The 13,699-nt window shown below is 34.7% G+C and carries 12 protein-coding genes and 1 pseudogene; 11 read left to right on the top strand and 2 right to left on the bottom strand.

Annotated features, from left to right (window positions below):
• The coding region (locus TS1_RS00700) for an IS3 family transposase (protein WP_068706791.1) at positions 1–788 on the top strand (788 nt) is incomplete at its 5' end.
• Positions 789–881: 93 nt separating this feature from the next.
• On the opposite strand, the gene TS1_RS00695 is transcribed toward TS1_RS00700, so the two are convergent.
• Both TS1_RS00695 and TS1_RS00690 read right to left on the bottom strand, forming a co-directional pair.
• Complete coding sequence (locus TS1_RS00695; protein ID WP_068706789.1) at positions 882–1,838, bottom strand: phosphoglycerate dehydrogenase; 957 nt, start codon at positions 1,836–1,838, stop codon at positions 882–884.
• 78 nt (positions 1,839–1,916) lie between these two features.
• Positions 1,917–2,714, bottom strand: a complete 798-nt coding sequence (locus tag TS1_RS00690; RefSeq protein ID WP_068706787.1) for a DUF1189 domain-containing protein — start codon at positions 2,712–2,714, stop codon at positions 1,917–1,919.
• Positions 2,715–3,096: 382 nt separating this feature from the next.
• On the opposite strand from TS1_RS00690, the gene TS1_RS00685 reads away from it, so the two are divergent.
• The 10 genes and pseudogenes from TS1_RS00685 to abc-f all read left to right on the top strand — a co-directional run bounded on the left by TS1_RS00685 (position 3,097) and on the right by abc-f (position 13,699).
• Positions 3,097–3,525 carry a GtrA family protein gene (locus TS1_RS00685; RefSeq protein ID WP_068706785.1) on the top strand — a complete coding sequence of 143 codons (429 nt, stop codon included), beginning with the start codon at positions 3,097–3,099 and terminating at the stop codon, positions 3,523–3,525.
• A 20-nt stretch (positions 3,526–3,545) separates the two neighbouring features.
• Positions 3,546–3,977, top strand: coding sequence for a GtrA family protein (locus TS1_RS00680; protein ID WP_068706783.1), 432 nt, complete (start codon positions 3,546–3,548; stop codon positions 3,975–3,977).
• Positions 3,978–4,064: 87 nt separating this feature from the next.
• The gene (locus TS1_RS00675) at positions 4,065–4,673 is read left to right on the top strand and encodes a superoxide dismutase (protein WP_068706781.1); all 609 of its coding nucleotides are present in this window, start codon (positions 4,065–4,067) and stop codon (positions 4,671–4,673) included.
• 92 nt (positions 4,674–4,765) lie between these two features.
• Positions 4,766–5,248 (top strand): GNAT family N-acetyltransferase, encoded by a 483-nt coding sequence (locus TS1_RS00670; protein ID WP_068706779.1) that lies wholly within the window; start codon positions 4,766–4,768, stop codon positions 5,246–5,248.
• A gap of 97 nt (positions 5,249–5,345) precedes the next feature.
• The gene (gene tagD / locus TS1_RS00665; protein ID WP_068706777.1) at positions 5,346–5,744 is read left to right on the top strand and encodes a glycerol-3-phosphate cytidylyltransferase; all 399 of its coding nucleotides are present in this window, start codon (positions 5,346–5,348) and stop codon (positions 5,742–5,744) included.
• Positions 5,745–5,899: 155 nt separating this feature from the next.
• Positions 5,900–6,958 (top strand): ABC transporter ATP-binding protein, encoded by a 1,059-nt coding sequence (locus TS1_RS00660; RefSeq protein WP_068706775.1) that lies wholly within the window; start codon positions 5,900–5,902, stop codon positions 6,956–6,958.
• A gap of 27 nt (positions 6,959–6,985) precedes the next feature.
• A complete protein-coding gene (locus TS1_RS00655; protein WP_068706773.1) occupies positions 6,986–7,795 on the top strand; it encodes an ABC transporter permease in 810 nt (269 codons plus the stop codon).
• Positions 7,796–7,926: 131 nt separating this feature from the next.
• Positions 7,927–9,186 (top strand): LCP family glycopolymer transferase, encoded by a 1,260-nt coding sequence (locus tag TS1_RS00650; protein WP_068706771.1) that lies wholly within the window; start codon positions 7,927–7,929, stop codon positions 9,184–9,186.
• A 343-nt stretch (positions 9,187–9,529) separates the two neighbouring features.
• The gene (locus TS1_RS00645; RefSeq protein ID WP_068706769.1) at positions 9,530–11,665 is read left to right on the top strand and encodes a penicillin-binding transpeptidase domain-containing protein; all 2,136 of its coding nucleotides are present in this window, start codon (positions 9,530–9,532) and stop codon (positions 11,663–11,665) included.
• Positions 11,666–11,818: 153 nt separating this feature from the next.
• Positions 11,819–13,699: pseudogene (gene abc-f / locus TS1_RS00640) on the top strand (ribosomal protection-like ABC-F family protein).

The following is a 13,699-nucleotide window of genomic DNA, read 5'->3' as shown; positions in this document are numbered from 1 at the left end:
GATGGGATCGAAAAAATCCGGATCAGGAAATCGAAGAAGAAATGATTACTATTCGTAAGAAACACAAAGATTACGGTTGTTTGCGAATGACCCAAGAGCTTAAAAATCGTGGCTTCCATGTCAATAAAAAGAAAGTACAACGCTTGATTCGAAAGTTGGGACTTGAAGTCCGATCTTATACCCGAAAATCTCGACGTTATCGTTCTTATAGAGGAGAAGTTGGCACAATTGCGAAGAATCGAATCCACCGTCGCTTTTGCACAAGTATTTGTCATCAAAAAATTACAACAGACACAACAGAATTCAAGTATTTTGCCTTAGATACCAACGGTGTGATCCGTCAAAGAAAGTTGTATTTGGATCCGTTTATGGATTTGTATAACAGCGAGATCCTTTCTTACCGTATTTCAGAAAGGCCCAATGCCTTGGCAATCATGGAAGGGTTGGAAGAAGCTATCCAAATGACAGAGGACTGTCTTTATCGTCGGACATTCCACTCTGATCAAGGATGGGCTTATCAAATGAAAGCTTATGGAAACAAGCTAAAAAAACACAAGATCTTTCAGAGTATGTCCCGAAAAGGCAACTGCTTAGATAACTCCCCTATGGAAAATTTCTTTAGTCTTTTGAAACAAGAGATTTTTCATGGAGAAGTTTATAACAGCTTTGACGAACTAAAATCGGCCATTGAAGATTATATCTATTATTACAACAATAAACGAATGAAAAGAAAGTTGAACTACCAAAGTCCAGTTGAATTTCGACAAGCGGCTTCAGTAGTTGCTTAACAAGCAATTTTACTACATGAAAAAAGGAGTGGATTTCTCCACTCCATAAAAGTCTAACTTTTGGGGGTCACTACATGGACCATCTTTCTTTTTTTAATAGCCGGAAGTAAGAGAAACTTCATTTTCTATGATTTTTCCTTCTTTAATAAAGCTAGAAAGATTATTTAAAAATATTTTCATAAATTTTTTTTGAAAATGCGGGGTAAAGCCAGAAATATGTGGCGTGATTAGGATATTTTCAAGCTGCCACAGAGGATGATCTGCTGGTAGCGGCTCTTGTTCAAAAACGTCAATGGCTGCAAAAGCAATCTCATGCTCTTGGAGTGCCTGATACAAATCTGTAGTAGATACACTAGGTCCTCTACCGACGTTAATAAAGGTGGCTGTTGTTTTCATGTTTTTGAAAAATTCAGTATTATATAAGTGGTAAGTATCTTCTGTTAAAGGCAGAATATTGATGACAACATCTGCTTTACTTGCTTGTTTATCTAATTCGCTCAAAGAATAAGTTTCTTTAAAGTGCTCGATTTCACGACCATTTGTATTAATTCCGATAGGCTTGGAATTGAAGAAATCTAAATAGCTTGCCAATCGTTGACCAATTTTTCCTGTACCGACAATTAAAACGCGAAGGTCCTGCATGAATGCGTAATCATCGCCGTTTACTTCCCACTTGGCATGACGCTGATTTTGTATAGCAGAAAAAAGTCCACGATTTTGCATAAATAAAATCGCTAATAAGTGATCGGCGATTGCTTGTGCATGTACACCACTTGAATTGGAAAGTTTTACGTTATAATTTGCAAATTCATCCAAAGGCAGGTAATCGACACCAGCTGAAATTGATTGAACCCATTTTAAGGGTGTTCCTTCATATAATAATTTGTCTTTCCAGTGTTTCTTCCAACCAATTGTTATTTCAACATTTTGCCAATTAGCATCGTTTACTAGCTCATCCTCAAGTACGAAACGATAATCGCTGTCAATTTCGGCTATCTTTTCATCGAATTCTTTACGGAACGGCCGATCAGATAAAATATATTTGCTCATATTATCTACTCCTTTACCATTTAGTATACAATAATTAAAAGAAAAAGACATTTCCAAAATTTTGGAAATATCTTTGGACTACTCTATTTTTTTCGTATTTCTAATTGCCTGCGTGAAGATAAAGAAGGATAAAATAGCAATAAACGTCGTGCTGTCAAAGCTTGTAGAAAAGCTATTAATGACTGCTCCTATAACTACTGGAAGTGTCGCGCTTGCAATCATAATTTTCAAGTTATCAAAAAATCGATTTTTAGTTCGCCGAATTCGACTATATAGATTGCCGATGATTGTGGTAATCAGTAAAGTGACAATCAGATTGATAAAAGAAGGATAAGTGGCAATAAGTAAGACTAGAAAAGGGACCCACCATGGAACTTTACTTTGGTTTAATTCGTTGCGTATTTCTTTTCCTGTTAAGTCCTGCAGCTCTTCTTCTTCATAAGAAAATTCAAATTGATTATCGCCAAAGATAGCTTCAGTTGCTTCATTTGATGGAAGACTTAAAACAGCTTCTTCTTGTAATAAACCTACGCTTAGAAAATTTCCCACCATATCAGATGAGATATCTTCTGGTGTGCGTTGACCTTCAGGATCAAAGGTGAAAATTACTGTATTTGTTTGATAGATAAATCCTTTTTGTTTTTCTGTCTGTATTTTCCCATCTTCAATAGTAAAGTCAGGAATTTGTTTAGCGATTTCTTGACCATCAGATTGAATATCTGTAAAAACATGCCGGACTTGAAGCGTGATAGGTATGGCAGCAACCAGGCTTAGTAACAGTAAATAGACAATCATTTTACCAAAACCCACATTTTTAGCAAATTTTAATTTGTTAAAGTGTAAAACTGAATTTTTTGCTAGTTGAAGCAAAGTCATATAAGAACCTTCTTAATTTTATTTTTTACATACTTAATATTCTATCTAACAAAATCTGAGAAAACAAGGAAAAATACTAACTAAATGACAAAACAATCAATATTGGGCTGTGACATAAGTAAAGACAAGACAAAAATACTCGAGTTCTATTTGATAAGATTTACTAATTGTCGTGAATTTGCGACGAGTAATCGTAGGAGCGATCTCTCTTATAGTTCCGATATTTTATTATTAAAGGAGCTTATGTCACAACCCCAACAGTAAAATAAATGAATATATAAAAATTTTTCTATAAAAAAGGGTTTTTATTGTATTTCAAAATGAAAAAGTATATCCTATCTTAGAATATATCAATAATAAAAAAACGTTGCGAGGTGGCGGATTGAAACAGTTCATAAAAAAAATAAGAGAAGATACGAAATTACAAGAGATCATTAGCTATTTGTTTTTTGGCGGTATGACAACTTTGGTCAATTTTGTTGTCTTTTTTATCGCTAGAAACTTATTTGGTTGGAACCTTGTTATATCTAATACTCTTTCATGGATATTTTCTGTATTATTCGCTTTTGCGACTAATAAAAAATGGGTATTCAAATCAAAAACTACTGATTTGACACAAACTTTGGCTGAATTAGGGAAATTTTTCTTTTATCGAATCGTTTCTTTTGGCATCGATATGGGATGTATGTTGTTTTTTATCGATGGCTTGAATATGGGTGACTTTTGGGCAAAATTTATTACTCAGGTTATTATTGTGATTGCCAATTATGTGTTTAGTAAGTTTCTGATTTTTACCAAAAAAAATAGCTAATTTGTAAGGAGTAAGTATTCATGCAACATTTTCGTCAATCTAAAAATTGGCTGGAGGAAAAGGGATGGTGGGAATTTATTGCTTACCTCTTTTTTGGTCAATGGGCGACAATTGTTAATATTGCCATACATTTTTTATGTATGGGATTTTTTCATGTTCATTATATGACAGCCACCATTATTTCTTGGTTTTTAGCGAATGTGTTTTCTTTTATAACAAATAAGCGATGGGTGTTTCATTCTAAGTCGGCGAGTCGATTGGCTTATTGGTCGGAATTTTTACGCTTTATGTTATTTCGTTTAATAGCGCTTGGAATTGATATGGCCTTAATGTATGTATTAAGAGAATGGGTGCAGTTTGGAGATGGCCTAGCAAAAATCATAACACAAATTTTGGTGGGGATTGCCAATTATCTATTTAGTAAATTTTTAGTTTTTAAAAGACTTCCCTAGAAAAGAAAAAAGCATTTGCTTTGAATAAAATCGCTTTCTTTGATACCCTTAACTTGTAATAAATAAGTATTTGGGAGGAATGACAAAATGACTTATGTTTTACCAGCATTACCTTATGATTATGACGCTTTAGAACCTTATTTTGACGAAGAGACCATGCATTTGCATCATGATAAACACCATAACACTTATGTGACGAACTTAAATGCAGCGATTGAAAAACATCCTGAATTAGGCGAAAAATCAGTGGAAGACCTAATGGCAGATCTTGATAGTGTCCCTGAAGATATTTTTACAGCAGTACGTAATAACGGCGGTGGACATGTAAATCATTCTTTCTTCTGGAAGATTTTATCTCCAGATGGAGGCGGTGAACCAACCGGTGCATTAAAAGATGCGATTGATCAAGAATTTGGCAGTTTTGATGCTTTTAAAGATGAATTTAAGGCAGCTGCCACCGGTCGTTTTGGTTCTGGCTGGGCTTGGTTAGTTTTAGATAACGGCAAATTAAAAATTACTTCGACGCCAAACCAAGATTCTCCATTGACAGATGGACAAATTCCTATTATTGGCTTAGATGTATGGGAACATGCTTACTATTTGAAATATAAAAATGTAAGACCTGATTACATCGCAGCTTTCTGGCATATTGTGAATTGGGACCAAGCAAATAAAAATTACGAAGCAGCCAAGTAAATTTTGCAGCTTACAATAAAGAACCAATCTACCTCTCGTTTAAAGCGAGAGGTTTTATACACTACAAAGCTTTTATAAAGGAGACTGTTGTCTTGGAGAAACAAAAAATTACAACTCAAGAGCAGTTAGATGATTTTTATCCAGCTTTAGAAGAAATCTGGCAGGAAGTATTCACTCCCATTATCGGCAGTGAGCAAGTAGAATATATGTTAGAAAATTATCAAAGTAAAGAAATCATTATGCAGGAAATTCATGCAGGGGTAAATTATTACGCATTAATATTAAATAATAAATATGTTGGCTACATTGCTTATGAAATATCGTCAGATTCACTGTATTTGAGCAAAATTTATATTATTAATGAATACCGCGGCCAAGGATTTATGCGAGAAATATTTAATTGGTTTGATGAACTGGCCCAAGAATATGGACTTAAACAACGTTTGCGGGTAAATCAGGGAAATACAAGAGCGATTAGAGTATACCAACATTTAGGCTTTAAATTATTACAAGAAGCTATTTCAGACATTGGTCAAGGCTTTCAAATGGTGGATTACGTCTTTGAGAAAGAATGAAATATGAAGCTTTTTCTAACATTTCTGAAGTAATGTTGCTATTTTTTTATTTTTTTGGTATCTTCAATGTATTAAAAACAAAAGAGGTTGTTATCATATGAAAAGAGTAATTACATACGGTACGTTTGACTTATTGCACTATGGACACATTAATTTGTTACGTCGTGCAAAAGAACAAGGAGATTATCTCATCGTTGCTTTATCGACGGATGAATTTAATTGGAAAGAAAAGCAAAAAAAATGCTATTTTGATTATGCCAAACGTAAACAGTTGCTTGAAGCAATTCGTTATGTAGACTTAGTTATCCCAGAAGAAGGTTGGGGACAAAAGGTAAAAGACATTCCAGAATATCACATTGATACATTCGTGATGGGAGATGACTGGGCGGGCGAATTCGACTTTATAGAAGACCAGACAGATGCTACAGTCGTTTACTTGCCGCGAACACCGGAAGTTTCCACTACTCAAATCAAAAATGATTTAAAATTGAATTAAGTAAAAAAGTCGAGGCCACTCGGCTTTTTTAGCGTCAAGGACGTTCATTAAAAAAATACTAAGCTGAAGATTAGTTTTTTTAATTGTATTCTTTTCACAGAAAAAATATGCTATGATATAAATGTTTTTGTTACGTAAAAAGCAGTGAAGAATGGATGAATAAATTGAAAAACGATGATGTAAAAGTGCGTGCTACTTTGGTAACCAAAGAGTACGATCTTTATAAGAAAAAATCAGATAAAATCAAATCGCTTTTTAAATTCTCGCGTAGTAGCATTCCCAGCTTTTGGGCTTTAAAGGGCGTGAGTTTCGAGGTAAAAGCCGGTGAGTCAATCGGACTTATTGGAATTAATGGTTCAGGCAAATCAACACTTTCTAATATTATTAGCGGTATTATTCCCCCAACTTCCGGTACAATAGAAATTAATGGGGAACCTTCCATTATTTCAATCGGAGCAGGTCTTAAAAAGCAGCTGACTGGGTTAGAAAATATCCGACTTAAAGCATTGATGTCAGGAATGACCAATAAACAAATCGATGAACGCATTGATGATATTATCAATTTTGCTGATTTAGGCGATTTTATTAACCAACCGGTAAAGAATTATTCTAGTGGGATGCGCTCTCGGTTAGGTTTTTCGATTGCGGTGCATAACGACCCGGATATTTTGATTATTGATGAGGCATTATCGGTCGGTGATGATACCTTTTATCAAAAATGTGTGGATAAAATTTTGGAATTTAAGGCACAAGGGAAAACCATCTTTTTTGTCAGCCATTCTTTAAAACAGGTAGAAAAATTATGTGATAAAACTATCTGGATGCACTACGGAGATATCCGAGAGTTTGGTCCAACGGCAGAAATTATGGAACAGTATAAAAAGTTTATTCGTTGGTTTAAAAAATTACCCAAGAAAAAACAAAGTAATTATCAAAAACGGCAAAAAAATAAACAAAAAAAATTCACTCTTGAAAAATTAAAAGAAACTGCTTCTGAAGATGAAAAGTTGCAAGAACAACAGTTAAATGAAAAACAACTTGCTAAAAATTTAGAACGCACACCATTAGGAGACAAGATGACCATTCCTACTCGCCTCATTTTGTTTGTGACTATACTAGCAACGATTTTTTGTATGTTAGTAACTTTTAGCGGGAAGTCTTTAACTTACGCTGTTGGAAATCCTGCAGATGTTATCATGCGTGTATTCAAATAATTATTGTTGTAGAAAAGGAAGAGTTTTGTGAAAGAGATTATTACGGTTATAAAAGAACAGTTTGAACATATGGGCATGATTTTTCGGATGTCACGTTATGAGGATAAAGCAGATTATCAAAGCCATTATCTAGGGTTGGCTTGGCAAATATTAAATCCTGCAATCCAAGTTGGAATTTATTATTTAGTTTTTGGTATTGGTTTTAGGCAAGGACAAGACGTGGGAAAGGTTCCTTTTATTGTATGGTTATTAATTGGTATTACAGCTTGGTTTTATATCAATAAATCAATTTTAGGGGCTTCTAATAGTATTTATAAGCAAATAGGGCTTGTTTCTAAAATGAAATTTCCTGTTAGTATATTACCATCGGTCAATATTGTTAGTAATTTAAGTTCTTATTTTCCTATGATAATCATCGTTATTGTAACTGCCTTATCTTTTGGAATAATGCCTACTATTTATTGGTTGCAGTATATTTATTATTTTGTTTGTATGATCACCTTTTTATTCGCCTTTGGTTTATTAAATGCAACAATTACAGTGTTAATTCGGGATTATCATATTTTCTTACAGTCTATCATACGGCTTCTATTTTATATCTCCGGTGCAATTGTGAACGTTGAAAATCGTAATTTACCAGAGATTGCCGTAAAAATTTTAAAGTTGAATCCTCTTTATTATATAATTGATGGTTTTCGCGATACATTTTTAAGCCGTGAGTGGTTTTTCGAAAAAGCTACCTATACTCTAATATTTTGGGGAGTGGTTTTGGCCTTATTGATATTAGGTAGCCACTTGCACATGAAGTTTAGAGCGAAGTTTGTGGACTATATTTAATTTTTGAAGATGTACTTTGTGCTTTCATGGTTTATTAAAATTTGGTAATGAAAAAAATGGGTTATTGTAAATTCAATAGGACTATGCCAAAATTTATATAAAACCTTCTTGCGGAGAAAACGAGGTGTGGGATGCGTTTATATCAGAAAATTATCGTGGGTGTATTAGCCATAGTTGCTTTAGCTGTTGCAGGTATCACTGTTTATGGTATGCAAGCCTTAGATGATGCAAATAGCGCGATAAATAATATTAATGAAGAACTTAACCGAAAATCAAGCAGAAGAGATAAGGAAGTTAGCATCGCTGACCGCGAACCTTTTTCTATTTTACTCTTAGGAGTGGATTCGGGGGGGCTGGGTCGAAAAGAAGATGATGAAGATCCTGCCCGCACGGATAGCATGATGGTTGTAACAGTCAACCCTAAAAAAGAAGAATCAACCATCGTCAGCTTAGAAAGAGATATTATGGCTGATATGCTTGATGATGGGAAGACCTTTGATAAATTAAACCATGCGTATGCCTATGGTGGCGTAGAACTTTCAATGGATGTTGTAGAAAAGATGCTTGATATTCCTATTGACCACTATGCAACCATTAATTTACAGGGAATGACGGATTTAATTGATGCTGTCGGTGGGATTCAGGTTAATAACAAAATTGATTTTACTTTGGAAGGGGTCCATGTTCCTAAAGGGAAAATCAAATTAAATGGTAAAAAAGGTCTTGCTTATGCGCGCATGAGAAAAGACGATCCAGAAGGCGATATTGGTCGACAAAGAAGACAGCGTGAAGTAGTGACAAAGATTGTAGATAAGCTTGTTAGTGTAGATAGCGTGAGCAATTATAAGAAGATTTTAAATGCAGTAGAAAAAAATTCGAAAACAGATCTTTCTTGGAATGAAATGCTCGATATTGCAAGTAACTACTATCCCGCATTTGAAAATGTGAAACAAGAACAACTTCAAGGCGAAAATCAGATGGTTAATGGTATTTCTTATCAAATTTTAGGAATGAACGAGCTGTTGGAATTGCAAAATCAGTTAAAAAAACAGCTTGAATTACCGACAAAAGATAAACTAGAGATAGATCCGCAAAACGAATATTCCCAAAATGGTTTTATAGGTAACCAATTCTATGATGATTCTGATGCTACAGAAAATGAAGATAATCAAGATACACAAGAGTCAGAATCTTCTGGTGAAGAAAGTTATCCAGAATCGCAAGGACCAGAAGATCCAGCGCAACAACAAGAAGTTCCTGAAAACCAAGAGCCTCAAGTTCCTGCTGAGCAACAAGAAGGTTATAGTCAACCGGCCATTCCAAACTATACCCCTGCTTATGACCAGGGTGTAGTTAATGGTGATAACGGAATTGTTAATGGAGGGTATTAATAGTAGTCAAAGAACTCATGAAATCATGGGTTCTTTTTTAGGATTAAAAATAGGTGATGTGTTACTATAAAAAGAGATTAATTTATAGTAATTTATGAAAGTTATCCACACAGAAAAAGAAGTTAAAAATGTTTCACGAATTTTTGTGAATATGATAGAGCAAAAACAGTAATAAACCTTATTTTATAAAAAAAGGTAAAAAAACTGTGAAACAAAATGAATTTTTGTTTGTAATTTTTGTATTTTATATAAATATTTATTGAATTCCTTGTTTTTGCTTTTTTAATTTAGAATTTTTGGTAAAATTGTGATACAAGTAGTTTAAGATGGAAGGAATGTCTTCATGCCTAAGAAAAATAATCATTTGAATAATTCCCCTAAAAAAGAGAGTGAAGAAAAAAAATATACATATAAAAGATCCCATGTTCCTTTTCGGTTAAACATATTATTTGTGGTGATCTTTATTTTGTTTGTTGCATTGATTATTCAATTAGGAAACTTGCAAATTGTTAATAGTGATAACATGGAAACTCGAATCAAAGCTTCTTCTGATCGGATAATTAAAGAGAGTACGCCAAGAGGAACAATCTATGATGCAAGCGGCGAACCTTTGGTTGATAATTATTCAGAAGCAGCGATTACCTTTACCAGAGGTTTAGATATGGAAGCTAGTGATCTATTAAATATTGCAAAAAAATTGGATGATTTAATTGACGTTGAGGTAGATGACAAACTGACAGACCGTGATTTAAAAGATTTTTGGTTAGCAGATGAAGACCATCTTGATACAGCTCGTGATCGTCTGTCAAAAAAAGAGTCGAGTACAAGCGATGATGCTAAAGAATACGCGGCAATTGTAGATAAAGTAACCGATGACGAAATTGATTTTAATGATGACCAAATGAGACTTGCTACTATCTTTAAGCGTCTAAATGGCACACAAGAATTGTCGACAGACTATGTGAAAAATCAAGATGTTACTAATGAAGAGATTGCAAGAGTTTCCGAACGAGCTAAAGAGCTACCAGGAGTATCTACTGGTATGGACTGGACCAGAAAAATGGTCACAGACGAAAATCCATTACAAAGTGTTATTGGTAAAGTCTCTACGCAAGAACAAGGCTTGCCGGCTGAAGAAGAAGAAGAGTATGTCAAAAAGGGTTACTCACGTAATGATCGTGTTGGAACTAGCTATCTAGAGAAACAATACGAAAGTGTATTACAAGGAACAAAAGCCGAGAATGAAGTTTCAGTTGATCGTAACGGAAAGATTGTCGACCAAAAGACGATTTCTGAAGGTAAAAAAGGCGATAATTTGAAGCTTTCTATCGATTCAAAATTCCAGCAAAAAGTGGATAAAATTGTTAGAGACAACTATCAGAAATTAATTAGTGACGGCATGGCAAATTACTCGCCGGGGATTTATGCCGTGGCTATGAATCCAAAGACAGGGGAAATACTGTCATTAAGTGGTTATTATCACGAAATAGGCTCCTCAGAAATTACTGAAGATGCGATTGGTACTTATACGAAAAGCTTTACTCCAGGTTCTGTCGTCAAAGCAGGTACACTGACAGCAGGATGGAAATCAGGTGCAATTCAGGGAAACCAGGTTCTTTATGATCAGCCTGTTCGCCTTGCCGGTTCAAATAATAAGGCGTCTATTTTCAATAAAAATGGAAATAATAACCAAAACGTTTCGGCTCAAAAAGCCTTAGAGTATTCTTCAAATTCTTATATGATTCAAGTTGCTTTAAAAATGATGGGAATTAATTATAATGGACAAACCGTTTCTATTCCTGGGGTTCAAAGCCAAAAAGGTGTTTATAAACAATTGCGGGATGCAATGGCACAATACGGTATGGGCGTTGAAACAGGTGTAGATTTGCCCGACGAGGTTACAGGCATTCGCACCCCTGTTGATGATTTAAGTGATGCTAAAGGTCAAGCTGGGAATGTTTTAGATTTAGCTTTTGGTCAGTTTGACACTTACACCCCGATGCAATTAGCACAATATGTTTCAACTGTAGCTAATGATGGAAAAAGAGTTCGTCCCCATTTAGTCACCGGCATTTACGGCAATAACAAAAAAGGCGAGCTTGGGAAAGAAAAAGAAAAAATCGATACCGAGGTGCTTAATGAAGTAGACATTTCTGATGAAAATATGGCTACTATTCACAAAGGATTTCATGATGTTGTTCATGGAAATAATGCTTGGACAACAGCTAAAGGCTTAGCTGATGCGAAAATGGACTTGGCAGCTAAAACAGGGACAGCTGAAATGGTTGTAGTTGAAGATGGAAAGGAAATTAATGTGGAGGGACTAAACTTAGTAAGTTATGGTCCTTATGATGATCCAGAGATTGCTTTTGCTGTAGTGATTCCTCAAATACAACGTAAAAATAGTAAAGTTACTCCAAATCAAGACATCACAAAAGAAGTTATGGATGCTTATTACGACCTATACAAAGATGAATAATAAATAGAAAGTAGAGGATAGAAAATAAAATGTCCTCTACTTTTTATTTTTTTTAAGACAGAATACTTAAACAGGAAGAAACTTTTTCATTTTATAAAATTTACTGAAAGCTCCTATTTTGTGATACAATAGCAGGGATCGGAGGAAGATATCGTGAAAGAATTAAAAGTTAGCGATCTTTCAAAAACGTACGGAGATAAAGTACTTTTTGATCAAATTTCATTTATTATTCATGAACATGACCGCATAGGGCTAATTGGTGTCAATGGAACTGGAAAGACAAGCTTGTTGTCGATACTAGCTGGTTTTCAAACCGATGATAGTGATAAAAAACATGTTTTTTATCCCACGGATTACCGGATAGGCTATTTATCACAAGACAGTCATTTGGACCCTAATAAAAACGTGTTGGAAGCTGTGTTTCAAGGAGAAAATGAGCAAGTACATATTGTAAAGCAGTATGAATAAGCTTTACTTGAATTAGAAAGCAACAGTCAATCAACCAAGGCGCAAAATAAATACACTGCAGCTCAAGAAGCGATGAATGAACAAGATGCTTGGAATACCGATACAAACGCAAAAATTATTTTACAAAAACTTGGAATTTCAGACCTAGATAAAAAGATTGGAACTTTATCTGGAGGACAGCAAAAACGTGTAGCTTTAGCACAGGTGTTGATCGATGAGCCGGATTTGCTTTTGCTTGACGAACCTACTAACCATTTGGATTATGAAGCAATCGAATGGTTGGAAGATTATTTATCTCGTTATAGAGGAGCTTTATTGATGGTCACTCACGATCGTTATTTTTTGGATCATGTGACCACTCGTATTTTTGAATTATCTTTTGGTAAGCTGTATGAGTACCAAGGAAATTATGAAACATATGTGACAGAAAAAGCAGAACGTCAAAGAGTTGAAGCAGAACAAGAAAATAAACGTAAGCAGTTGTATAAACAAGAACTGGCTTGGATGCGTGCTGGCGCAAAGGCACGTAGTACAAAGCAGCAAGCACGGATTAACCGCTTTGAAGATTTAAAAGAAAATCTACATCAAGTTCAAACAGATGACCAAGTTGAATTAGACTTTGCCACTAAAAGATTAGGCAAAAAAGTTTTAGAAATTAAGGATGGTTCATTTCAAATGAACCAGCAAACTATTTTAGACCATTTCGATTTATTGATTCAATCGAAAGAACGCTTAGGTATCACAGGAGAAAATGGCGCAGGAAAATCAACGTTATTAAATATTTTAGCAGGTCGGCTGCCTTTGGATTCTGGAGAATTAGTTGTTGGCGAAACGGTGCGGATTGCTTATTACACTCAACAAAATGAAGCAATGGATGAAGATAAGCGGATGATTAGTTACTTGCAAGAAGCTGCTGAAGAGGTCACTCAAAGTGATGGTACGACAACAAACGTGACTGAAATGCTTGAACAATTTCTATTTCCACGTTTTATGCATGGAACAAAAATTGGCAAACTCTCCGGTGGCGAAAAACGGCGGCTGTATTTATTAAAATTATTAATCGGTCAGCCTAATGTCCTACTTTTAGATGAGCCAACCAACGATTTGGATATTGATACGTTAACGATTCTAGAAGATTATTTACAAACTTTTCCAGGTGCAGTAATTTCAGTATCCCATGATCGTTATTTTTTGGATAAAGTTGCTGAAAAATTGCTAGTATTTAATGGCGATGGAGCAATTGATTCATTTATGGGTTCTATTGAGCAATATCGTGAAATAAAAGCAAAGACAACTTCAGATTCTAAGCCTAAAACAGTTGAACGTAAAGCTCCTGTAAAGGCTCAAAAAAAGAAAAAGCTAACCTATGAAGAACAAAAAGAATGGGAAACAATCGAAGAAGACATCGATTCACTAGAACAAGCTATTGCTGGTTTAAAAGAAGAAATGAACCAACAAAGCGATGATTATACGAAATTACAAGAATTACAACAAAAAGTGGACCAAAAAGAAGAAGAATTAACTAATAAAATGCAACGCTGGGAATACTTAAGCGAATATGTGTAA

It is taken from the genome of Tetragenococcus solitarius NBRC 100494 (genome assembly GCF_001544195.1).
Lineage (GTDB): Bacteria > Bacillota > Bacilli > Lactobacillales > Enterococcaceae > Tetragenococcus > Tetragenococcus solitarius.
Note: the sequence above shows the minus strand (reverse complement) of the source record. Positions and strands in the feature narration are given on the sequence as shown.

Excerpts from the sequence above, each read along its gene's own strand:
- TS1_RS00695 (WP_068706789.1), bottom strand. The coding sequence starts at position 1,838 with ATGAGCAAATATATTTTATCTGATCGGCCGTTCCGTAAAGAATTCGAT.
- TS1_RS00690 (WP_068706787.1), bottom strand. The coding sequence starts at position 2,714 with ATGACTTTGCTTCAACTAGCAAAAAATTCAGTTTTACACTTTAACAAA.
- TS1_RS00680 (WP_068706783.1), top strand. The coding sequence starts at position 3,546 with ATGCAACATTTTCGTCAATCTAAAAATTGGCTGGAGGAAAAGGGATGG.
- TS1_RS00675 (WP_068706781.1), top strand. The coding sequence starts at position 4,065 with ATGACTTATGTTTTACCAGCATTACCTTATGATTATGACGCTTTAGAA.
- tagD (WP_068706777.1), top strand. The coding sequence starts at position 5,346 with ATGAAAAGAGTAATTACATACGGTACGTTTGACTTATTGCACTATGGA.
- TS1_RS00660 (WP_068706775.1), top strand. The coding sequence starts at position 5,900 with ATGAATAAATTGAAAAACGATGATGTAAAAGTGCGTGCTACTTTGGTA.
- TS1_RS00650 (WP_068706771.1), top strand. The coding sequence starts at position 7,927 with ATGCGTTTATATCAGAAAATTATCGTGGGTGTATTAGCCATAGTTGCT.
- TS1_RS00645 (WP_068706769.1), top strand. The coding sequence starts at position 9,530 with ATGCCTAAGAAAAATAATCATTTGAATAATTCCCCTAAAAAAGAGAGT.